Below are 22445 nucleotides of genomic sequence, written 5' to 3' on the forward strand. Positions count from 1 at the left end.
ATAAATGATACCAAACATAATTTATACCTATTTTACGTTAGTCAATCATCGGTTTATCATTATGTATATAGGATAGAAAGTGAGTGATAAACATAATTGGAATGCAATATAAGGTCATTTTGCCAAAGGATTATAATATAAAGATTATTAGGAATAGGGTAAAGGATAATGGGCATAAAACTGATGGTTTTCAAGACCTGAATTTTAAAGCTTATTTAATTACTGAGGTAGGTAAGGACGGGAATTTCTATAACTGTTATGCACCTTTATATATTTGGAATGGCCATGAAGGAATGAACAAATTTATCTTTGAAGGATATTATGATAATATTTTACAATCTTTTGGATGGCAACAAATAAATATAGGTGTTCCATTAGTTGTTAATCTAAGTGATGGATTTAAGAAAAGTAGATATGTTGTTGAATATGCGGGAAGTATTTCTCAAAGTAAAACGCTGGTTGGGACTCAATTAAACACGATGAATGAAAATGTACAAAACAATGAAAAGTGTTTAGGGGATGTAATCGTTTATAATCCGGATAAATGGAGATATAGTAGGTTTGAGTTTTATGAAGAGAAACCTGATATTGTAGTGAATAAAGGTGTTACAGTATATGAGATTTTACACATTTCACGATGAAATTTTGTTGTATATTAAAAATAAGAAAAGGAATGAAAGTCTATGCCTTTTGTGAAGATTTATTATTCTGAAAACATATTAAATGAAGAAGAGTTGGAAAAAATGGGTGAATGTATCCATCTTTCATTAATTGAACATTTTAACATCCCTGAAAATGATTATTTTCAAATGTTCCTACCTTACCAACAAAACAAATTTTTATATAATCCATATTATTTGTTGGAAAGAGGAGAAAAGAGAACAGAGAATATGATTTATGTTTCTATTACATGTGGACCGGGAAGAACGGTGCAACAGAAAAAAGATTTGTATCAATCCGTATCCTTAAAAATTACGGAATATTCCGATGTTAAAACTTCGGATATTTTTATTACACTAAATGAGACAGCTGCTGAAAACTGGTCATTTGGTCAAGGAATAGCACAAATGGTGAAAATAAAGGGAGAAAAAAATGAAAAACGAACTTATTGAAGTACATATTAAAAAGAAAATGAGAGAAATGTCACCTGCATTTGCTCATTATAGTGAAAAGATATTATTTGAGGAAGTGTGGCGGGATGCCACTTTAACATTAAGAGAAAGAAGCTTGTGTACTGTGTCAGCACTAATCAGTCTCGGTAATACAGAACAATTACAATTTCATCTGAAGCTAGCTAAACAAAATGGGGTTATGGAGAATGAATTGGTTGCATTAATAACACATATGGCTTTTTACGTTGGTTGGCCAAAAGCTATGGCAGCTTTAAATATAGTAATGAATGAAATGAAAAGTTAAGAATAATGATAAGTAAGAATTCATGTTTATATGAATTCTTACTTATCATTATTTATACAATACTCTATCGCTATATTTATTACATTTTCTCTTGCTTTTTTATCACTTGCGTAGTAAAGTGATAGTAAGATTCACGATAGGAAGTGATCAAACATGCGTGATAATACGATAGGATCATTAATATGGTTACGTTTAATACGATTTACGAACCAAAGTAATCAAATGTCAAATGAGTTTTTAAAACGTTTTGATTTAACGACAGCTCAATTTGATGTGCTTTTGCAAATACGTACGTATCAACCACTAACACAAATGGAGTTAGCTGAAAAGGTAACTGTTACACAAGGTGGCATTTCTCGAATGTTAACTCGTCTTGAAAAAGAAGGATATATTGTACGAAAACAAGATTGGAAAACGAAAACAATTAGTCTTACAGAGCAAGGAGAAGCAGCTTTAGAGAGAGCATTGCCAGAGCAACTTGCATTTCAATCTTCGTTTTTTGATGATGTATTAAATGAAGAAGAGCAGAAAATATTATATGAGCTGATGACGAAAGTTCATAAGCATAGTGAGAAAAAAGAATTACCGCAAGAGTAATTTTTTTTACATTATCAATTGACTAATCAAGTGAAGGTGTAGGTGTAGGTAATACGTAGATATACCTGACTTACCAACGTTTTTAGAAAAAAACTAATACTACTTTATTAAAGGGGAGAGTAACTATGGAAAAATACCGTATAGATATAAGAAAAGGAATTGAGTTTGGATTATATTCAATTGGTGATCATGTTTTAAATCCACATAATGGGGAGAAAATTACGCCAGAGAAAAGAATTCACGAACTAATTGATACAGCTAAGTTAGCAGATGAGGCAGGACTTGATGTGTTTGCTGTCGGCGAAAGTCATCAAACACATTTTACAACACAAGCTCATACAGTTATTTTAGGTGCGGTCGCGCAAGCTACGAAAAATATAAAAATTGCAAGTTCAGCAACGATATTAAGTACATCTGACCCAGTTCGAGTATATGAAGATTTCGCTACAATTGACTTGATTTCTAATGGACGTGCAGAAATTGTGGCTGGTCGTGGATCTCGTATTGGGGGATATAGTTTACTTGGTTATGATGTGAATGATTATGAAGAATTATTCGAAGAGAAGATGGATCTTTTATTAAAAATTAATAACGAGGAACATGTCACATGGAATGGACAGTTCAGAGCACCGCTCGCACATGCATCGGTTATTCCGAGAGCGAAAAATAATAACTTACCAATTTGGCGTGCGGTTGGAGGTCCACCAGCTAGTGCAATTAAAGCAGGACGTGCAGGTGTGCCAATGATGATAACAACACTTGGTGGTCCAGCAATTAACTTTAAAGTGTCAGTAGATGCTTACCGCGAGGCGGCTGTACAAAGTGGATTTGATTCAGCTAGTTTACCAGTTGCGACAACGAGTTTATTTTATACGGCAAAAAATTCACAAGATGCACTTAGTGAATATTACCCTCACATTAATGCTGGTATGCTTACACTGCGCGGTGGTGGGTATCCGAAACAGCAATTTACAAATGCAATAGATTACCGTGATGCTTTAATGGTTGGTAGCCCACAACAAATCATTGAGAAAATGCTGTACCAATATGAATTATTTGGCCAACAACGCTTTATGGCACAAATTGATTTTGGCGGTGTACCATTTGATAAAATTGAGAAAAATATTGAATTAATTGCTACTGAAATTTTACCAGCCGTTAGAAAACATACAGCAAAATAAATAAAAAAACTGAGAGTCTAATCGACTTTCAGTTTTTTTATTTGTTCTGGAAAAATGACAAAAAAATGAACTTTTAGTCGAGGAAGAGGGAAGTTATTTTCTATTTTTGAATAACATTATTTCGAGTTTGAATTTTGAAAATACATTTTTCTCTTGACAAAAAACAAGCGTTTATCGAGGGTGGTTTCGAGGACATTTTTTCGGGTGAAAGTCAAGTGTATGAAGAGAAAAACGATTGTTTTATAGATATAAAAGTAAGAAGTATATTGAAAAAACACATTTTGCTAATGAGAAAAATCTGATTCAAAAAAATGACAAAAGACATATTTCAGACAAAATGATGTCAATAATACGTCAAAAATAACCTGAATTTACTATGCAGGTATATTATACAATTCGATTAACGAATAAAACACTACAGAAATAGTGAAAAGGTAAAAAATAGCATTACAATAGTTTGAAAAACTGAAACTTCATATTTTTCGACAATACATACAAAATGTTTTTGTCTTTTCGTATTTCTTAATAATTGAGTTTGATAAGATTGCTCAATTAACTTTTATTATAAAAACTATGAAGGAAGTGATTTTAGTATGGAAACGCTCGAATTGGCACGAATACAGTTCGCATCAACAACGATTTTCCATTACTTTTTTGTTCCGCTGTCAATTGGTTTAGCTTTTATTATTGCGATCATGCAAACGTTGTATGTGGTAAAAGGGCAAGAAGTATATAAGAAGATGGCAAAGTTTTGGACGCAATTATTCCTTATTAACTTTGCAGTAGGTGTAGTAACAGGGATTTTACAAGAATTTCAGTTTGGTATGAACTGGTCAACGTATTCACGTTTTGTAGGTGATGTATTTGGTCCATCACTTGCAATTGAAGGATTACTGGCATTTTTCATTGAGTCTACATTCCTAGGTTTATGGGTATTCGGTGAGGATAAATTACCGAAGCGAATTCACTTAATGTGTATTTGGCTCCTTTCAATTGGAACGATGTTATCAGCATTCTGGATTTTAACCGCAAGTGCATTTATGCAGTCACCTGTCGGGTATGAAATGGCAGCGGATGGTCGTGCGCAAATGAATGATTTCTTAGCCATTATTCAAAACCCACAACTATGGGTACAATTCCCGCATACAATTACAGCGGCAATTGCAACAGGTGCATTCTTTATTGCTGGTGTAAGTGCATGGAAAATTACAAAAGGACAAGAAACTGTAGTATTTAAAAAATCTTTCCGAATTTCTATCATTGTTGGAACAATTACAACGGCGCTTGTATTATTCTTCGGTCATGCACAAGCGCAACAATTAATTAAGACACATCCAATGAAGATGGCGGCAGCTGAAGCGCTATGGAATACAAGTGAGGATCCAGCACCATTTACAGTATTTTCGAAAATTGATACAGAGAAGAAAGAAAATTCGTTTGAAATTCAAATACCTTATATGCTAAGTCTATTATCGTATGATAAGTTTAGCGGTCAAGTTGAAGGGATGAATCAAATTCAAAAACAATATGAAGAAAAATATGGACCTGGAGATTATATTCCACCAGTGCATACAATGTTTTGGAGTTTTAGAGCGATGGTGATGAGTGGAACATTCATGCTTCTTCTAGGAGCTTACGGATGGTTCTTATCAAGAAAAGATCGTTTAGCTGAAAAAACGTGGTATTTAAAATTAATGGTGTATGCAATTTCTCTTCCATTCATTGGTAATACAGTAGGGTGGATTATGACTGAAATGGGTCGTCAACCTTGGGTAGTATTTGGTGTAATGAAAACAGAAGATGCTGTATCACCAAATGTAACATTCGGTGAAGTATTATTCTCACTTATTTCATTCACATCAATGTATTTAATTATGGGTGGAATTTGTGTGTACTTATTTGTTCGTACCATTAAGGGCCACAAGAATAAGAAAACGAAAAAGGATTATCAAAGCCATGATCCATTTGATAAGGAGGAAGAGTATGTTATCTCTTAATGAGTTATGGTTTTTAGTTATTGCAATCTTATTTGTTGGATTCTTCGTACTGGAAGGTTTCGACTTTGGGGTAGGAATGGTTTCGAGGTTTTTAGGAAAGAATGATTTTGAAAAACGAGTTTACTTAAATACAATAGGACCGTTCTGGCACGCGAATGAAGTATGGCTTGTTTGTGCTGGCGGAGCGATGTTTGCAGCATTTCCGCACTGGTATGCAACTTTATTTAGTGGTTTTTATATTCCATTTGTATTTATGCTTCTTGCTTTAATTTTAAGAGGTGTTTCCTTTAAATTTCGTGCGAAAATAGATAATCATAAATGGAAGAGTGCATGGGATTGGGGGATGTTTATTGGAAGTATGTTACCTCCTATCCTTTGGGGAGTTGCGATTGCAAACTTTATGGTAGGTGTACCTATTGATGAGAGTAAAAATGTTGTAGGTGGATTCTTGCAACTACTTCATCCATTTGCGTTACTTGGAGGAGTAATGTTTCTCCTACTATGTATTGTTCACGGATTACAATTTCTTACGATACGTACAACTGGTAAATTGAGAGAACGTGCACGAATTGCTGCAATAAAAATTGCACCATTTTCATTAATTACACTTCTTGTTTTTGCTGGTGTGGGGTTATGGAAAACCGACATTTTCACTGCTCATGGAACAGAATGGATTATGGTGCCAATCGGAGCTTTTGTAGCACTATTAGTGTCCACTTTATTAAATAAAAGAAGAAGAGATGGTTGGGCTTTCTTTATGACGAGTTTAACAATCATTTTACTAAGTGCGAGTGTATTTATCGGTATGTTCCCACGTGTTATGATTAGCTCTTTAGGAGCAATGAATGATTTGACAATTTACAACGCAGCATCAGGAGCTTATGCATTAAAACTTATGACTTACTTTGCGATTGCTATTTTGCCTTTCGTTATCGGAAGTCAAATATGGAGTTATTATGTATTTAGACAACCTGTTAAGTCAGACAACGATTTGGAGTACTAATGAAAAGAAAAAGAGGACTTCCGTCTTATCCCGGTAGCCGTATTTTATATGTAGCGTTAACGATTATTAGTATTTTAGAAGCTTTTAGTATTATTGCGCAAACAATCTTTTTAGCACGAGCTATTACGTTTTTATTTCATGGAGAGACAGTACAAACAATATTAAGTGAAATTGTTTATTTTGGTATCGCGTTTGCAGCGCGTCACATAGTAGTTCGAACATCACAAATATTAGTGGAACGTTTTGCTGAAAAAACAGGGTCGTTACTAAGAAAACAACTAATAGAGGCATATTTCACATTAGGTCCAAGGTATGTTCAAACTGTTGGAACTGGTCATCTGGTTACCTTATCAATTGAAGGGATTGAGAAATTTAAAACATATATTGAATTAACGATTCCTAAAATGATTAGAAGTAGCATCGTTCCAGGTCTAATTGTACTATACGTTTTTACGCTAGATATTGAGTCTGGAATCATTTTAGTTGTAACGATTCCTATCGTGATCATATTTATGATTCTTCTCGGATTAGCAGCGCAAAAAATGGCAGATAGTCAGTACGAGATATATCGTGTACTTTCGAACCATTTTGTAGATACGTTAAAAGGTTTAGAAACATTAAAGTATTTAGGGAAAAGTGAACAGCACGAAGGAAAGATTGAAAAAGTAAGTAAAAGGTATAGAAAAGCAACGATGCGTACTTTGCGAGTTGCTTTTCTTTCTTCTTTTGCATTAGATTTCTTTACGAGTTTATCAATCGCGTTTGTGGCAGTTGGATTAGGGATACGTTTAATAGATGGAACGATTATACTATTACCAGCCCTTACAATTTTGATTTTAGCTCCGGAATATTTTCTGCCGATTAAACAAGTGGGAGCAAATTATCATGCAACATTAGATGGACAAATTGCGATGGAGCAAATAGAAGAGATTTTGCAACAACAAAAAAGAATACAAAAGAAAGATTTAAATGAAGATATAGTATGGAATGCCTCTAGTAGCTTGAAATTACAAGACATCAAAGTTAATAATACTGAATCTGAAAAGGCTATATTAGAAGGAATTAATTTTACTTGGGAAGGTAACGGTGCTATTGGTGTTATTGGTGAAAGTGGTGCAGGCAAATCGACGTTAATCGACGTATTAGCAGGTTTTTTATCTCCTTCGAGTGGAAAGATGTTAGTAAATGGTGTAGAAGTTGATGGATCTACTCGTGAAGATTGGCAAAAAAATATCGCTTATATTCCGCAGCAACCTTATATTTTTCCGCTTTCATTAAAGGATAACATTCGTTTTTATGAAACAAATGCAACAGATGAAGAAGTTGAAAGAGTTATTAATGAAGTCGGCCTTCGTTCACTCGTTACATCACTTCCAAATGGGATGCACGAAAGAATTGGGGAAGGTGGACGTATGCTAAGTGGCGGACAAGAACAGCGTGTTGCTATGGCGCGTGCGCTTTTAAGTAAAAAACCAATCATTTTATTAGATGAGCCTACGGCACATCTTGATATTGAAACCGAATTTGAAATAAAGCAAGCGATGTTACGTCTATTTAATGGAAAGTTAGTATTTTTAGCAACCCACCGTCTACATTGGATGAAACAAATGGACCATATTCTTATTTTAAATAAAGGGGAAATGAAAGACAGTGGGACGTATGAAGAACTTTTAGAGAATGAGACATTACATTTTCATAGGGAAGAGAGGGGAGAGAAATGAGTAACTGGGTTAAACCTTATATAAAACAAAATAAAGGTAGAATGACTTTAACTATTTTCCTTGGTCTTCTTGGAGTTAGTTCAGGAGCGATGTTACTTTTTATTTCAGGTTATTTGATCTCAAAATCTGCCCTTAGACCAGAAAATGTAATGGCTGTATATGTTCCTATTGTTGCAACAAGAGCGTTTAGTATAGGGCAAGCTGTATTTCATTATATAGAGCGCTTAGTTGGACATGATGTCGTACTACGTATATTAGAAAAAATGAGAACGAGGCTATATAGAATAGTAGAACCACAGGCGTTATTTTTCCGTTCTCGATTTCAAACGGGTGATATGTTAGGAGTGTTATCCGAAGATATAGAGCATTTGCAAAACCTATATTTACGTACAATATTTCCTAGCATATTAGCGCTAGTTGTTTATAGTATCTTCGTACTTGTTATCGGTGCATTTGATTTTGTTTTTGCACTTATTGTAGGTTGTATGTTAGCTATTATCGTTTTTCTTCTTCCGTTTGTATCATTACTTTTGATGAAGAAACATCATGTTACTTTAAAGCAAGGAAGAAACCGTTTGTATCAACAACTGACAGATGCTGTTTTTGGATTATCTGATTGGCAAGCAAGTGGTCGTAAAGATGAATTTATTAATGAGTATGTAAAACAAAATGATCAGTTGTTAAAAATTGAAAAGAGAGTGAAACGCTGGTATCATATTCGGGACAGTATCATTCAATTAGTAGTAGGTATTGTAGTTATTTCGATGATCATATGGACTGGGAATGAAGCGGCAAGTGAACAAATTGCTCCTACAGTTATCGCAGCTTTCGTATTAATGACTTTATCTGTAACGAACGCGCTTATTCCTATTGCAGATGCCATCGATCGAATACCGTCGTATGTAGAATCTACCCATCGTCTTAATGGCGTAGAAAGTGATAGTGTTTTACATGATGAAACGGATTTGCATGGAGAGAAAGATTATATTGAACCAAAACATGTAGATATTGAACTGAATCACGTATCGTATAGTTATCCAGATAGTAATGAGATTGTATTAAAAGATGTATCATTACAAATAAAAGCAGGGAAGAAAATTGCTATTTTAGGGAGAAGTGGCACAGGGAAATCTACTTTACTAAAATTGTTAACAGGGGCGTTAAGCCCAGTAAATGGCCAAGTTGTACTAAATGGTGAACGAGCTCATACGAATCTTTTATCTAAATATATTTCTGTATTAAATCAAAAGCCCCATTTGTTTGATACGACAATTGGAAATAATGTACGAATTGGCAAACCAGAGGCGACGGATGAAGAGATATGGAAAGCTTTAGAGAAAGCACAATTAGCTTCACATGTTACTTCTCTTCCAGACAGATTACAAACAAAAATGCATGAAATGGGAAAGCGGTTTTCTGGTGGGGAAAGACAAAGGGTTGCTTTTGCTAGAACTCTTATGCAAGAAACACCAATTATTGTACTTGATGAACCGACTATCGGTTTAGATCCAAAAACAGAATTGTCTTTAATTGAAACAATGTTTTCTGCAACGGAAGAAAAGACGGTTATTTGGATTACGCACCATCTTGTAGGAATAGAACATGTAGACGAAGTTATATTCCTTGATCGTGGCCAAATTGTCATGCAAGGTAGTCATAAACAACTTCTGAAAGAAAATGAAAAGTATCGTAAACTTTATGAGTTAGATAAAGGAATATAATTTGAATAAGCAATAATTGTAAAAATAGCTACGCCTAATGGTGGAGCTATTTTTTTTGTTAGATTGCAGGTGTATATGATTGTTACGAATTAAAAAGGAATTTCATATTATACATATAATGGAGGGGATGTACATGAAGGAGCAATATAAAATCATTGTTTTAAGTGATGAATTATCAGGGGATAGGATTCGAAATACGTTAGACAAAAATAAATGTAAAACAATAGTTCATGTTGTGGACGTTTCAGATGTTGTTCGTATAGAAAGTTCTTTTCAATATATAGTCATTTGGAGAGGGGACGCAGAAAAACTTACAAATGACTTGATAAATAGGGGCGTGCAAAGTTCAAAAATTATTAATTTAACAAAATACATGTATGAATGGAAGGATAAATTAATTTCTATCTATCAAATAAATCCGGATCTTATGTCTTTATACATTTCTATGAAAAAAGCAAAGAGTGATCCGACGTATGAATTGTTTGCTACCGGTTTGTCTTATCCGCATTGTGGCATAAGTACGGAGCTTCTCTCAAAAAAGTCAATAAAATTAACACTTCCATCGCAAGATCTATACTATGATTATTTAATAGCGTCACAACTTTTATCAAACAATCATTCATTTCAATATTGTTTAATAGGAATAGCCTATTTCTCGTTTTACTTTGATATGTCGTTATCCTCCGAATCATATAGAATTCACAAAGTATATTATCCATTGTTTCAAGATGGTCATCATACTGTAGTTCACTCTCCTCTACCCACTGATGGATTCTCCCATCTAAATACTCCGAAACCACTTCTTTCTATTTTTAATTTGCATTTTGAATATATTTTATTAGATGAACTAAAAGATGAATCATTGATACTGCCTTGGATAAATGCTGAATGGAATACTACTCCTCTTCATATTCCTTTTGAAGAACACGGGAAAATAAGAGCAGCTTCACATGCTAAATTGGCGTATCCTCAAACTTTAGTTGAAAATAAAATAATTTTTAAAAAATATTTAGAATTACTGTTAAAAAATGATATAAAACCATTAATTGTTGTATTCCCAGTTACTTCACATTATTTCAATTGTAGTAGTAAGAAATTAAAAGAAGATTTTTATAAAGTTATAAATGATTTTCAAACTCAATATTCTTTTCAAATTATAGATCTATTTGATTCACCATTATTTTGTGATGATGATTTTTATGATAGTGATCATATGAATAAAAAAGGTGCAAATAAAATGTCCGCATTATTAAATATGTTTATTCAGGAACGAAAAGTATGATAATTTGTTTCATGTTTGCATAAAAGTATATAGGCTCCATACAGTTAAAGTAATGTGATTTTTGTGTCGCGTATATAAATAATATGCGAAGAGGTGAGAGAGTTAAAATGAGAACTCGTATTGAAAGAACTGAAGAGGTGGTAGAGCAACTTCCGTTGGTAAGTGTATTAATTCCTACGTATAATCGTCCTCGTTACTTTGAAAAGGCGCTATGTAGTGTGTTAGAACAAACGTACCCTAATATAGAAATTATAGTTGGAGATGACAGCACGAATGATGAAACAGAAAAAGTGTTACAAAAATACTTATGTGATCATTCAAATATTATTTATATAAAAAATAGATCAACTCTCGGACAATTTGAAAATGCGCTAATGTTATTTAATGAAGCGAACGGTGAATATATAAATTTTTTAATGGATGATGATGTATTTCATGTGAATAAAATTGAAAAAATGATGAAGTATTTTTTCGATGATTTAGATAATGAAATTAAGCTTGTAACATCTCATCGTCAAGTCATTGATGATAAAGGGAAAGAGCTACGACATATTTATTCGACTGTCCGTTTATTTGAAGAGGATACCATTATAGCGGGAACAGAATTAGGAAATAAGGTAATTGTGGATCAAAAAAATTATATTGGAGAACCGACAACAGTTTTATTTCGTAAAAATGATTTACAAGAACCGTTTGGGATTTTTGATAAGAGGCGGTATTTATGTAACGTAGATATAGCTTCATGGTTATCTTTATTAAGTAAAGGAAAAGCTGTATATATAGCAGAGACACTTAGTTACTTTCGATTACATCCAGATCAACAGTTAAATGAATCTAATAAAATGATGGATGGGTTAGAAGATTTTTCACACAGTATTATAGCAGGAGAACAATATGGTTTCTTATCCAGTGAAAAAGAGTTAAACAAAGCGATAACTAATTTTCTAGATTATGCAAGAAGGATAGTTCCATCATCAATATTATATACATTAGACTATTACCAAAAAATTAGAGCGAAGAAAATAAACATAGAAAAGAAAAAACAACATATAAATAATAATTCTTCTTTACCGAAAGTAAGTATACTTATTCCTGCGTACAATAGACCTTATTACTTGGAATTAGCACTCAACAGCGCTTTGAATCAAACATATGAAAATATTGAAATTATTATTTCTGACGACAGTACAAATAATGAAGTCAATGCTATGATTCAACCGTACTTACGTGAATATGAGTGTATTACATATGTTAAAAATGAAACGCCGTTAGTTGCCGAAAACTTTAATAAGTGTGTAGAACTTGCGAATGGGGACTATATAAACTTTTTATTAGATGATGATTTATTTCATCATGAAAAGATCGAGAGAATGATGAAATACTTTTTGACGTTAGAAAATATTTCATTTGTGACGTCATATCGTGAACTGATTGATGAGAATGGAGAGATATTACCACCTTCAACATTAAATATGAAAATCGCGAAAGAAACTACACTTTTTGAAGGAAAAGAATTAGGGAATTATATGTTAAAAAACTTGAAAAATGTAGTTGGTGAGCCGACAACTGTTTTATTTAATCGGAATTTGTTTGACGGGAAGTTTGGATATTTTAAAGGAAAGGCTTATTCTGCTATTAATGACATTGCAACTTGGCTAGATATGATGAGGAAAGGAAAAGTAGTTTATATACAAGAACCTCTTAGTTATTTTAGACAACATAGTGGACAAAATCAAAAACAAATGCATTTTATTTTAATGACAATTGAAGAGTGGATTGAATTAATTATAGATGCATATAATAGTGGATTTTTAAGCTCCGAAAGTGAGTATAAAGAGAGTTTATCTTATTGTTTAGAAAATGCGGGATTTATAGTTAAGGATGCAGTAAGAAATGGCGAACTAGATCAAATTTATAATGAAAAGATAAAAAAAGGGTTAAACAAGTTAGTTGCTCATATGTTTGAGAAAGAATGTTGTTATTGTCAATATTGCAATCAACAATTTGAAAAATTTTCACCTTGGCCAGCGCATTATGATTTTCCGAAATATAAATTTGAGATGTGGAATAAAGATACAGGGATATGTCCAGTTTGTAATTCGATGGATCGTGAAAGATTGTATCGTGCGTACATTGAAACGGAAACGGACTTGTTAAATAGAAACTATACAATGCTTCATATTGCACCTGAAGCAAAGTTAAGAGATTGGTTTAACGAGTATAAAAATATTACGTATGTATGTGGTGACTTAGAACCAAAGGATCCATTAATGAAGGAAATTGATGTTACAAGGATTACATATGATAGTAATACTTTTGATGTAATATTATGTAGTCATGTGTTAGAACACGTTCCTGATGATGACAAAGCAATGCGAGAGTTATATAGAGTGTTAAAGCCAAATGGATGGGGAATTATTCAAGTACCAATCGTAATGAATGTAGATTTTATTATAGAGAATGAATTAATTGTAACACCACAATTGAGGAAATTAGCTTTTGGTCAAGAAGATCATGTGAGAATTTATAATCAATCGGGATTTGTTCAACGATTAATGAATGCAGGATTTAAGGTAGAATTATATAACATAGCGGAAAAACAAGGAATGAAAAGTGCTAGGAAATTTGGATTATCTGAAACAGATATGCTCTACATTGTCCGAAAATGATAGGAAGGAATAGATAGATATGGAGAGTATTCCTTTTTTACGTGCTTCAACTGTACCTGTAAGTGAGTATTTGGACGAATTGAAGGAAATTGATACATCTCACATATATACGAATTATGGACCTATAAATCAACGTTTTGAGGAAACAATTATGTCGTCATTTTTTCAAAACAGGGGAGCTGTTACAACAGTAGCAAACGCAACGTTAGGGTTAATGGCGGCTATTCAACTAAAGAAAAGAAGAAAGGGAAAGTATGCTCTCATGCCTAGCTTTACATTCCCTGCGACTGCCTTAGCCGCTATTTGGTGTGGATTGGAACCTTACTTTATTGATATTTCAATAGATGATTGGTATATGGATAAAACCGTACTTTTGCATAAGATAGAAGAATTAAAAGAAGAGGTTGCGATTGTTGTCCCGTACGCCACTTTTGGATCATGGATGAACTTAGAAGAATATGAAGAATTAGAGAAGAAGGGGATTCCGGTTGTCGTAGATGCGGCGCCGGGATTTGGTTTAATGAATGGAGGAATGCATTACGGTCAAGATTTTAGTGGAATGATCGTATATAGCTTTCATGCAACAAAGCCTTTCGGAATTGGTGAAGGAGGGCTCATATATAGTAAAAACGAAGAAGATATACAACGTATTAAAAGAATGGGGAATTTCGGATTTGATAAAAATCGTGAATGCACGATGATGGGGTTTAATTGTAAAATGTCTGAATACGCAGCAGCTATTGGGATTGCGACTATAAAAAAGTGGGATCAAAAATTAAAAGAACGCACTCGTATTTCTGAATGGTATAAACAGTTATTACAAAATACTGGGTTAATGAAAAAAGGGTGGAAAGTCCAAAAGACAGAAGCAGTTATTCACCAATTTATGCCTATCATTTGTCCAGAAGAAGTTCGCAACATACAAGTAATAGAAGAACTGAAAAAACAGAAAATAGAAGCTAGATTATACTTTTCACCATCTTGCCACCAACAAGTTCTTTTTAAAAACTATAAGTCTACAGATTTAACAAAGACGAATAAAATAGCAAAACGAATCGTAAGTTTACCTTTATGGGAAGGAATGACGAAAGAACTAGTAGAGCAAATTGTAATCTGTTTAGAGCAGAAGGTGGTGTCGGTAGATGAATAGTTTTTATAGTCAAGAAGAACTAAAGGAAATTGGATTTTTATCTGTTGGGAAAAATGTATTGGTTAGTAAAAAAGCAAGTATATATAATCCGAGTGCTATATCAGTTGGCAATCATGTAAGAATTGATGATTTTTGCATTTTAAGTGGTAAAATCACAATTGGAAGTTATTCGCACATATCAGCGTATACAGCGTTATATGGAGGGGAAGTTGGGATTGAAATGCATGATTTTGCAAACATCTCAGCTAAAACAATCGTATATGCAGTACTTGATGATTTCAGTGGAAATACATTAATGGGGCCAACCGTCCCGAATCAATATAGGAATGTGAAAGCAGAAAAAGTTATTTTAAAAAAACATGTGATTATTGGTGCCAATTCTATTATTTTTCCAAATGTAATTGTAGGAGAAGGTACGGCAGTCGGCGCGATGAGTATGGTAAAAGAGAGTTTAGATGATTGGTATATTTACGCTGGAGTTCCCGTAAGGAAAGTAAAACCTCGTCAAAAAAAGATGCTAGAGTTAGAAATTGATTTTTTAAAAAGCATTTATTCTTAACAAAAAAGAATGAATGCTTTTTATTTTTATCTCGCTATTCGCCGATAAAGACTCGACTGGTGAGGGTTAATTAAAGTTTCACTTTATGATAGAGCGGAGTGTATCTTAACTTATTATGTTTTAAATTTTGCTGACCAAGGCAATACTGAGCCATAGTGAATGTAAAGTTGGAGGGCGAGCGTATATGTTTGATGAGGATGGGATTGTTTTAATTATGGAACCAGCTGATGAAAGAAACTTGAGGAGATTTATTTTTTCAGTGCCAAAGTCAGTGTATGAAAAGAAGGGGCTTACATTACACTATGGAACAGCTATAGGACAAGGGTATATGGATATAATTGAAGATATTATAAGCGTACATATAGAAATAGATGTTGTAACGATAATAGGGCATGTAAGAGGGTAAATAGCTATTTGAAAAAGGTTATAAACAATTTAGCTAGAAGTTATGTATAGAGAAAATTACAGACAATGATAAAGACGAAGGGAGTCTAAAATGAAAATAAAATCAATTTTATTAGTATTTATAGTTTCAATTGGTTTAATGGGATGTTCAATAGTGGAAGAAGGAAAGAACTCCATAGATTATGCTCAAAAGGCGACAGACTATGTAAATAAAATAAGTGCATTTGCAAATGATGCACCAGCATTAGCAGAAAAGGCCGTCAATGATAGTGAGGCTCGAAAAGAATTAGAAACGAAGCTTAGTGAAATTAAACAAGATATACCCGCATTCAATGAATTAACGCCACCTGATGTAGCAAAGGATCTTCATCAACAAATCGTCGGATATAACGAAAAGTTAAATACGTTAATTGATACGGCGATGACAAAGATAGAAGAAGGGAAAGTGGATGTAGAGCAATTTAAAAACTCTGAGCTTATGCAGACGGTAGATCAAGTTCGAGATTTGAAAGATAAAGTGCAAAATTTAGGTCAATAGTAAAAAGCTCCGTTTGTGATAAACGGAGCTTTTTACTATTGGATACAATAAACGATTACACCAACGATAATAATCATGTTGCCGATGAGTTTACGTTTCGTTATTTTTTCTCCTAGGAAATACCAACCAAAAATTAATATGATGATATAACTTAAGGATTCTAATGCTGATGCTTGTTTTAATGCCATGCCCTTCATGGCGATAACATTTAATCCGGCGTTAATTACAAATAAAGAGTAGCCGATAATAACATAAGGATTCACATATTCTTTTATTCTAGAATCGTATTGTTGCAAAGTAGCTTTTTTTAATAATATTTGTGAGTAATTAGCTAAAATTATCCCGAAAATAAATAATAACATATAACTATTCATCTTTTGTCACCACCACAATTCCGACGATAATAATAGCTGCACCAAGTAGATGATTCCACTGAATCGTATCTCCAAATAGAAATACTGACCAAAGCATTGACCACAGTATAATAATCCCGCGATGTGAATATGCTTTTGAAATTTCGAAATGTTTAATTACTTGTTGCCATAAAATTGCATATCCGAATAAAAGTATAACTAATCCGAAATAAGCAACAAAAAATGAGATGGAAGCAATGGGGAATTTAGCTGCCCATTTCATGTAAACCATAATGATAGAATATATCAAAAAAGCTACATGTAAAAATACGTAATTTTTAATAGTTGGTTTCATTTATTCACTCTCTTTTGCATATAAATATATATTTATACCTAATTTTTCTAATGATATATATTGGAACGTATTTTGTTTAACCTTTCACATTCCAAATTATATAGTATCATGGCTTTTATTGTAAAACAATAGAAGCTATGCATTCATTTTTTCCAAGGTTCTACAATATGTATCGTTTTATTTGTTGCATCCAACTCTACTTGAACACCGATAGGTATGGTAATCATTGGATGTGTATGACAACAATCGAAGTCAGCTAGAAAAGGAATTCTTTGATTTTGAAGTACTTCTAATAGTATTTCAAAAGGTTTTCGATTGGTACCACAATCATCAAATTGCTCGTGTTTTCCAAGAATGATACCTGAAATTTTATCGAATACACCGTTAATTTTAAGTAATGAAAAGCTTCTTTCAATAGTAGCTGCATCTTTTGAACTGTCCTCAATAAAGAGAAGGTCGCCTTCTTGAATATGTGGCATATAGGGGCTACCCAAAATTCCTTGTATCGTGTTTAAATTCCCGCCAATAATACGCCCAGTAGCTTTTCCATCAATTACTGAAATCCAATCGTTTGGTCGAAGTTCTTTCTCCTTCGTCTTTTCTTCCCAATTAATAAATTCATCTGACCAAAATAATGGTTGTTTTATATGATAAGGAAGAGATTGATCATGTAGTAAAGTTTCTGCAAAATATTTGTATGTGCAATTAACAAAAGGTTCAAATTCGCCAAAGGAAGGGATGAGAGCTGGCCCATAAAATGTAGGGATTCCTGTTTTAGCATAAATTCCTAGTAATAAAGCAGTTGCATCTGAATATCCAATCATTATTTTAGGGTTATTTAGAAAAGCATCATAATCAATATAAGGTAATATTGAATTTGAATTCATCCCACCAATTGTTGACATAATACAAGAAACATTAGGATTTCTTATCAAGACATTTAGTTCCTCAGCACGCTCTTGTATACTACCAGAACGATAAAAATCATATCGACCTGTTAATGAACCTTCTAATATATGAAACCCTTTCTGTTGTAAGTAAGATTTTGCTCGTTCAAATCTTTTTGGAGAAGTGTAGGTTACTGGTGAAGAAGGGGAGTAGATCCCAACTGTGTCTCCGTATTTTAATGATTTTGGAAGTAGCATTTGTATGAATCCCTTCTATTAAATAGTTTATCTCGCTATTTGACGGGTAGCCCGATTGGGGGGCTGATTAAAGTTTCGCTTTATTTACGAGATTTTATTATTGAATATTCTTACGTTTCAATATTGTAAGTTTAACATAAATAAATTAAAATAATCATTGCTGTACTATGAATAAATATACCTTTTACCTTGACTGTATAAAGGAATTGTTGTTAAGGTTAAATGTGAGTGTATAAAAGGTTTGCTAAAGGAGTTTTGAAATGAATCGGTTAAAATGGGGAAGGATGACAGTCCTATTAGTTATTATTTTAGGGATATGTTGGTTCTTATTCCAAGGAAATCAAAAGAGCATAGCGAATGTAGAGGGACAACCTTTGCAAGTGGCAGAACTACCTAAAGCAGGATTTACTGAAAAAGTAGTCCCGCCAAAGTACATCCCACCAGAAATTAACGCAAAAGCAGCTATGATTATCGATGCGAGTGATGGAGATATTATTTATCAATATAATGAAAATGAAGCTTTTGCACCGGCTAGTATGTCTAAGATGATGACAGCGTATCTCTTACTAGAGAGTATACATAACGGGAAAGTTCGCTGGGAAGATCCAGTAAAAATGAGTGCGAAGGCGGCACAAACAGAAGGAGCGAGAATCCCAGTACAAGTTAATGACACATTAACTGTTAAAGATTTATATCATGCATTAATGATTGAGTCAGCTAATAATTCGGCTGTGGCTTTAGCAGAACATATGGCAAAATCGGAGAAAGATTTCGTTCAGCTTATGGATGCAAAAGCGAAACAGTTAAAAATGTCGGAACATGCTAAATTTGCAAATGCTTCTGGATTACAAGAGCCGGATGGAAGTGAAACAAAAATGACGGCTGGTGATGTAGCAAAATTGGCGTATCATCTTATAAAAGATTATCCGGAAATATTAGAAGTGACTCACTTACGTCAAAGTCAGCTAGCATTTAATAATATTAATGTTATAAGCACAAACGACATGTTAAACAAAAATAATAAAAGTTTATATATAGAAGGAATGGACGGACTAAAGACTGGATTTACAGATAGCGCAGGATACTGTTTTACTGGGACTGCAAAGCAAGGTGATAATCGAATTATTACAGTGGTCATGGGGACATCAAGTAAAACAAAACGTTTTACAGAGACAAATAAGTTAATGTCGTATGCATTTGGATTAGTTAATTAAGTAAGTAAGTAAGTAAAATACGAATCTAGATCGCTACATAAGTAAGACTGTTTGTTGTTACTAATTTTAGATAACAACAAACAGTCTTTTTATTTTTATTTTAAAAAGGAAAAAGCTTCTAAATATAAGTGTTATTATTTGAGTTTGTTTGTTGCTGTGATATTATAAAGTTATAAGCTTATTAATAATAAGTTTGAGGGGCGTAATATGATATATACATATGAAATAGCCTCAATTGAAAATTGGAGGGAATTATGATGGCAAAAGATTTTTACTCAGCAATTGAAGACAGAAGATCTATTTATGCAATTAGTAAAGAGCAAGTAGTTTCTGATGAGAAAATTCAAGAAGTGATTTATCATGCTGTAAAACATACACCTTCAGCTTTTAATTCTCAAAGTGCTCGCGTTGTTGTTTTATTAGGAGAACAAAATGATAAATTATGGGATATTACGAAAGAAACGTTACGAAAAATTGTACCTGAAAATAACTTTGCACCTACTGAAGAAAAAATGAATGCATTTAAAAGTGGTTATGGAACGGTTTTATATTTTGAAGACAGTGAAGTAGTGGAAAGCCTTCAAGCTAACTTTGCATTATATAAAGATAATTTCCCAACTTGGTCTCAGCAATCATCAGGAATGTTACAATTTGCAATTTGGACAGCTTTAGAAATTGAAGGGTTTGGTGCTACGTTACAGCATTACAATCCGCTAATTGATGAAGAAGTGAGAAAAGAGTGGGATGTTCCAGAGAATTGGAAACTTATTGCGCAAATGCCATTTGGTAAACCGGTAGTACATGCTGGTGAAAAAGAATTCCAACCGCTAGAAGACCGTGTGAAAATTTATAAATAATTTAAAAAGGTGAACAGGAATATAACCTGTTCACCTTTTTTTATACGTAATAAGGGTTTTTTTGTCCGGCATTTTTCATCTGATTTTTTAATTCATTTTTACGTGTTTCAATAGCTGATACTTTTTGTAATGTTATCATTGAAACGAATTGAATAAAAGCATAGTATAGCTCTATGTTTTTTTGTATTGGATCATCTATTATATTTCTCACAAATATGCCTCCTCTTTTTATTCCAATAAAACTCCGTATTAATGAGCAGCCCGAGTGGTGAGGGTTAATAATTAGCGGAGGATGTATAAAACCCTTACTGATTAAAGTTTCATTTTATAAGGGAATGAAACTTTAATCAATTCGCTAAAATTCTTTTTTATTAAGATATGTATATAATACTATAAATATCCTATAAATTCCATTATGGGAAAAAGAGAACAGTTGATATAGTGTGTGTTTTCTTTAAAGGAGAAATGGCTTTTGTGAAATAAATCTTACAATTCGTCAAATTATTTCAAAAATGTAGATAGTATAGAAATTTAGTTTTCTAAAAATATTATACTATTGATAAATAGAGTGATTTTTGTCATGATGAAAGTATACTTCATGTAAGGAGCTTTATAAGGAAATACATAATGTGGTTTGTATTAGGTTAATAGAATTTTTTATAGAAGATAGAAAAGGGATGTTTTATATTGAGATATTAAATGAAATGTCGAATTTTCATGCGATATATGAGAAATTTGAAAAAATCATTGCAAAAACACTATAATTAATGATAAAGTTCACATGAAGTTCACACGGATTTCACTTTGTTCATTTAAAATGAACTCTGTGTGAAAAATAAAACTCTTGCTAAAAAATGGAACTGGATGAATATTTTACTTTGATAATATTGTAAAGTATTAAAGTTTTAAGTTTTTTTTAAGAGGATAGTAGGGAAAGGAAGTAAAGACAACTTATGAAAAAAGTAATTGCAGGTTTAGCAGCAGCTTCTATAGCTGGCGTTGCAGTTCCAGGAATGGATTCTGCTCATGCACAAGTTTCAAATGAAGCGCTAAAAGAAATTAATGGACAAACTCAAACTCAAACGACTGTAACTGAAACAAAAACTGTAGAAACAACTTCTGAATTAAAATACACAGTAACTGCTGATGTATTAAATGTTCGTTCAGGTGCTGGTACAGGACATAACGTTATTTCTAAAGTGAAATCAGGTCAAGTGCTACAAGTAGTTGGACAAGAAAACGGTTGGTTCAAAGTAAACGTAAATGGTCAAACAGGTTATGTAAGTGGTGACTTCGTAACGACTGGTGGCAAAACAGGAACGACTGTTCAACAAGGAACAGGTACTTACACAGTAAACGTTTCTTCACTTAACGTACGTACAGGCCCAAGTACATCTCATACAGTATTAGGTTCTGTAAACAAAGGTAAAACAGTACAAGTTGTAGGTGAAGTACAAGATTGGTTTAAAATCAACTTCAATGGTGGAACTGGATACGTAAGCAAAGACTTCGTAACAAAAGGTGGTTCTGCTGTATCTAACGAAACACAACAACCAACTACAAACAACAATACTACAACAGTTCAAACTGGTGGTTCTTATGTTGTTAACACTGGTGCTTTAAAAGTACGTACAGGCCCAGCTACATACAACGCTGTAATCGGTGGAGTAACAAATGGTAAAGTATTAAACGTTACTGGTGCTGAAAATGGTTGGTACAAAATTAACCATAACGGCCGCACAGGTTATGTAAGTGCAGACTTCGTTAAGTTTGTAAAAGGCGGAGTAAACAACGTTACAAATAACGTTCAACAACCAACAACAGGTGGAGATACATCTTCAATCGCTGGATTCGCTAGATCTTTAGATCGTTCGAAATATGTATTCGGTGGTGAAACTCCTAAAGGAGGTTTCGATTGCAGTGGATTCATTTACTACGTATTAAATCAAACTGGTCATAAAGGTAGCCGTTTAGATGTTGCTGGATACTGGAGTTCGAAAACAAAAACAAGCAATCCACAACCAGGTGATTTAGTATACTTCTCTAATACTTATAAAAAAGGTCTTTCTCACATGGGTATTTATTTAGGAAATGGTCAGTTCATTAGTGCGGAGAATGAAAAAGTTGGTGTAAGAATTAGTTCAATTAATAACTCTTACTGGGCTAAACATCTAACTGGTTACACAAAAGCATACTAAGAAAAAGTAGTTTTATATACTTTTCGTATAGAGAAAAGGCTTTCCAAGGAAACTTGGGAAGCCTTTTTATAGTTGAATAAATTG

The 22445-nt window shown here is 33.2% G+C and carries 22 protein-coding genes; 18 read left to right on the top strand and 4 right to left on the bottom strand.

The genetic code is table 11. The features are described from left to right. Positions 1–92: 92 nt before the first annotated feature. The 15 genes from CGQ22_RS16075 (at position 93) to CGQ22_RS16145 (ending at position 16239) form a co-directional block, all read left to right on the top strand. A complete protein-coding gene (locus CGQ22_RS16075) occupies positions 93–641 on the top strand; it encodes a DUF4865 family protein (RefSeq protein WP_044795744.1) in 549 nt (182 codons plus the stop codon). Between the two features lie 42 nt (positions 642–683). After that, positions 684–1112, top strand: coding sequence for a tautomerase family protein (locus CGQ22_RS16080; RefSeq protein ID WP_089148974.1), 429 nt, complete (start codon positions 684–686; stop codon positions 1110–1112). Next, positions 1093–1416 (top strand): carboxymuconolactone decarboxylase family protein, encoded by a 324-nt coding sequence (locus CGQ22_RS16085; protein WP_000787201.1) that lies wholly within the window; start codon positions 1093–1095, stop codon positions 1414–1416. Before CGQ22_RS16080 ends, CGQ22_RS16085 begins: the two co-directional genes overlap by 20 nt. Before the next feature lie 153 nt (positions 1417–1569). Continuing rightward, positions 1570–2013: a MarR family winged helix-turn-helix transcriptional regulator gene (locus CGQ22_RS16090; protein ID WP_001205523.1), complete on the top strand. Its 444-nt coding sequence runs from the start codon at positions 1570–1572 to the stop codon at positions 2011–2013. A 125-nt stretch (positions 2014–2138) separates the two neighbouring features. After that, the gene (locus tag CGQ22_RS16095; RefSeq protein ID WP_089148975.1) at positions 2139–3194 is read left to right on the top strand and encodes an LLM class flavin-dependent oxidoreductase; all 1056 of its coding nucleotides are present in this window, start codon (positions 2139–2141) and stop codon (positions 3192–3194) included. A gap of 593 nt (positions 3195–3787) precedes the next feature. Next, positions 3788–5191, top strand: coding sequence for a cytochrome ubiquinol oxidase subunit I (cydA, locus tag CGQ22_RS16100; RefSeq protein WP_000448869.1), 1404 nt, complete (start codon positions 3788–3790; stop codon positions 5189–5191). Further along, entirely contained in the window at positions 5178–6194 is a 1017-nt protein-coding gene (cydB, locus tag CGQ22_RS16105) for a cytochrome d ubiquinol oxidase subunit II (RefSeq protein WP_000950083.1), read from the top strand. Before cydA ends, cydB begins: the two co-directional genes overlap by 14 nt. Then, positions 6194–7915, top strand: a complete 1722-nt coding sequence (gene cydD / locus CGQ22_RS16110; protein WP_074594103.1) for a thiol reductant ABC exporter subunit CydD — start codon at positions 6194–6196, stop codon at positions 7913–7915. Before cydB ends, cydD begins: the two co-directional genes overlap by 1 nt. Next, positions 7912–9636: a thiol reductant ABC exporter subunit CydC gene (gene cydC / locus CGQ22_RS16115; RefSeq protein ID WP_074594102.1), complete on the top strand. Its 1725-nt coding sequence runs from the start codon at positions 7912–7914 to the stop codon at positions 9634–9636. Before cydD ends, cydC begins: the two co-directional genes overlap by 4 nt. Positions 9637–9769: 133 nt before the next feature. Further along, the gene (locus CGQ22_RS16120) at positions 9770–10918 is read left to right on the top strand and encodes a hypothetical protein (RefSeq protein WP_000664247.1); all 1149 of its coding nucleotides are present in this window, start codon (positions 9770–9772) and stop codon (positions 10916–10918) included. A gap of 107 nt (positions 10919–11025) precedes the next feature. Then, positions 11026–13587: a glycosyltransferase gene (locus CGQ22_RS16125; protein ID WP_089148976.1), complete on the top strand. Its 2562-nt coding sequence runs from the start codon at positions 11026–11028 to the stop codon at positions 13585–13587. Positions 13588–13606: 19 nt separating this feature from the next. After that, positions 13607–14737, top strand: a complete 1131-nt coding sequence (locus tag CGQ22_RS16130; protein ID WP_000443945.1) for a DegT/DnrJ/EryC1/StrS aminotransferase family protein — start codon at positions 13607–13609, stop codon at positions 14735–14737. Beyond that, positions 14730–15296: an acyltransferase gene (locus CGQ22_RS16135; RefSeq protein WP_001084165.1), complete on the top strand. Its 567-nt coding sequence runs from the start codon at positions 14730–14732 to the stop codon at positions 15294–15296. The genes CGQ22_RS16130 and CGQ22_RS16135 overlap by 8 nt, the downstream gene beginning before the upstream one ends. Positions 15297–15480: 184 nt before the next feature. After that, positions 15481–15702, top strand: a complete 222-nt coding sequence (locus CGQ22_RS16140; RefSeq protein WP_000459099.1) for a hypothetical protein — start codon at positions 15481–15483, stop codon at positions 15700–15702. A gap of 90 nt (positions 15703–15792) precedes the next feature. Then, complete coding sequence (locus CGQ22_RS16145; RefSeq protein WP_046945384.1) at positions 15793–16239, top strand: DUF6376 family protein; 447 nt, start codon at positions 15793–15795, stop codon at positions 16237–16239. A 35-nt stretch (positions 16240–16274) separates the two neighbouring features. Here the strand turns inward: CGQ22_RS16145 and CGQ22_RS16150 are convergent, their stop codons facing one another. The 3 genes from CGQ22_RS16150 to CGQ22_RS16160 all read right to left on the bottom strand — a co-directional run bounded on the left by CGQ22_RS16150 (position 16275) and on the right by CGQ22_RS16160 (position 18092). After that, positions 16275–16613: an EamA family transporter gene (locus tag CGQ22_RS16150; protein ID WP_001089868.1), complete on the bottom strand. Its 339-nt coding sequence runs from the start codon at positions 16611–16613 to the stop codon at positions 16275–16277. Then, positions 16606–16947: an EamA family transporter gene (locus CGQ22_RS16155; RefSeq protein WP_000805125.1), complete on the bottom strand. Its 342-nt coding sequence runs from the start codon at positions 16945–16947 to the stop codon at positions 16606–16608. Before CGQ22_RS16155 ends, CGQ22_RS16150 begins: the two co-directional genes overlap by 8 nt. Before the next feature lie 143 nt (positions 16948–17090). Continuing rightward, positions 17091–18092: a S66 family peptidase gene (locus CGQ22_RS16160; protein ID WP_089148977.1), complete on the bottom strand. Its 1002-nt coding sequence runs from the start codon at positions 18090–18092 to the stop codon at positions 17091–17093. A gap of 260 nt (positions 18093–18352) precedes the next feature. Between CGQ22_RS16160 and CGQ22_RS16165 the strand changes: the two genes are divergently transcribed. Both CGQ22_RS16165 and CGQ22_RS16170 read left to right on the top strand, forming a co-directional pair. Beyond that, on the top strand, positions 18353–19306 hold the full coding sequence (locus CGQ22_RS16165; protein WP_089148978.1) for a D-alanyl-D-alanine carboxypeptidase family protein: 954 nt from the start codon (positions 18353–18355) through the stop codon (positions 19304–19306). A gap of 254 nt (positions 19307–19560) precedes the next feature. Further along, the gene (locus CGQ22_RS16170; protein WP_175423357.1) at positions 19561–20163 is read left to right on the top strand and encodes a nitroreductase family protein; all 603 of its coding nucleotides are present in this window, start codon (positions 19561–19563) and stop codon (positions 20161–20163) included. A 40-nt stretch (positions 20164–20203) separates the two neighbouring features. On the opposite strand, the gene CGQ22_RS16175 is transcribed toward CGQ22_RS16170, so the two are convergent. Then, positions 20204–20374 carry a hypothetical protein gene (locus CGQ22_RS16175; protein ID WP_001244279.1) on the bottom strand — a complete coding sequence of 57 codons (171 nt, stop codon included), beginning with the start codon at positions 20372–20374 and terminating at the stop codon, positions 20204–20206. Between the two features lie 742 nt (positions 20375–21116). On the opposite strand from CGQ22_RS16175, the gene entFM reads away from it, so the two are divergent. Then, the gene (entFM, locus tag CGQ22_RS16180) at positions 21117–22361 is read left to right on the top strand and encodes an enterotoxin EntFM (RefSeq protein ID WP_089148980.1); all 1245 of its coding nucleotides are present in this window, start codon (positions 21117–21119) and stop codon (positions 22359–22361) included. Positions 22362–22445 lie beyond the last annotated feature (84 nt).

It is taken from the genome of Bacillus sp. M13(2017) (assembly GCF_002218325.1).
GTDB lineage: Bacteria > Bacillota > Bacilli > Bacillales > Bacillaceae_G > Bacillus_A > Bacillus_A thuringiensis_K.

What these genes read in the sequence shown, in the direction of transcription:
- CGQ22_RS16080 (WP_089148974.1), top strand. Translation starts at nt 684, where the DNA reads ATGCCTTTTGTGAAGATTTATTATTCTGAAAACATATTAAATGAAGAA.
- CGQ22_RS16085 (WP_000787201.1), top strand. Translation starts at nt 1,093, where the DNA reads ATGAAAAACGAACTTATTGAAGTACATATTAAAAAGAAAATGAGAGAA.
- CGQ22_RS16090 (WP_001205523.1), top strand. Translation starts at nt 1,570, where the DNA reads ATGCGTGATAATACGATAGGATCATTAATATGGTTACGTTTAATACGA.
- CGQ22_RS16095 (WP_089148975.1), top strand. Translation starts at nt 2,139, where the DNA reads ATGGAAAAATACCGTATAGATATAAGAAAAGGAATTGAGTTTGGATTA.
- cydA (WP_000448869.1), top strand. Translation starts at nt 3,788, where the DNA reads ATGGAAACGCTCGAATTGGCACGAATACAGTTCGCATCAACAACGATT.
- cydB (WP_000950083.1), top strand. Translation starts at nt 5,178, where the DNA reads ATGTTATCTCTTAATGAGTTATGGTTTTTAGTTATTGCAATCTTATTT.
- cydD (WP_074594103.1), top strand. Translation starts at nt 6,194, where the DNA reads ATGAAAAGAAAAAGAGGACTTCCGTCTTATCCCGGTAGCCGTATTTTA.
- cydC (WP_074594102.1), top strand. Translation starts at nt 7,912, where the DNA reads ATGAGTAACTGGGTTAAACCTTATATAAAACAAAATAAAGGTAGAATG.
- CGQ22_RS16120 (WP_000664247.1), top strand. Translation starts at nt 9,770, where the DNA reads ATGAAGGAGCAATATAAAATCATTGTTTTAAGTGATGAATTATCAGGG.
- CGQ22_RS16125 (WP_089148976.1), top strand. Translation starts at nt 11,026, where the DNA reads ATGAGAACTCGTATTGAAAGAACTGAAGAGGTGGTAGAGCAACTTCCG.
- CGQ22_RS16130 (WP_000443945.1), top strand. Translation starts at nt 13,607, where the DNA reads ATGGAGAGTATTCCTTTTTTACGTGCTTCAACTGTACCTGTAAGTGAG.
- CGQ22_RS16135 (WP_001084165.1), top strand. Translation starts at nt 14,730, where the DNA reads ATGAATAGTTTTTATAGTCAAGAAGAACTAAAGGAAATTGGATTTTTA.
- CGQ22_RS16140 (WP_000459099.1), top strand. Translation starts at nt 15,481, where the DNA reads ATGTTTGATGAGGATGGGATTGTTTTAATTATGGAACCAGCTGATGAA.
- CGQ22_RS16145 (WP_046945384.1), top strand. Translation starts at nt 15,793, where the DNA reads ATGAAAATAAAATCAATTTTATTAGTATTTATAGTTTCAATTGGTTTA.
- CGQ22_RS16150 (WP_001089868.1), bottom strand. Translation starts at nt 16,613, where the DNA reads ATGAATAGTTATATGTTATTATTTATTTTCGGGATAATTTTAGCTAAT.
- CGQ22_RS16155 (WP_000805125.1), bottom strand. Translation starts at nt 16,947, where the DNA reads ATGAAACCAACTATTAAAAATTACGTATTTTTACATGTAGCTTTTTTG.
- CGQ22_RS16160 (WP_089148977.1), bottom strand. Translation starts at nt 18,092, where the DNA reads ATGCTACTTCCAAAATCATTAAAATACGGAGACACAGTTGGGATCTAC.
- CGQ22_RS16165 (WP_089148978.1), top strand. Translation starts at nt 18,353, where the DNA reads ATGAATCGGTTAAAATGGGGAAGGATGACAGTCCTATTAGTTATTATT.
- CGQ22_RS16170 (WP_175423357.1), top strand. Translation starts at nt 19,561, where the DNA reads ATGATGGCAAAAGATTTTTACTCAGCAATTGAAGACAGAAGATCTATT.
- entFM (WP_089148980.1), top strand. Translation starts at nt 21,117, where the DNA reads ATGAAAAAAGTAATTGCAGGTTTAGCAGCAGCTTCTATAGCTGGCGTT.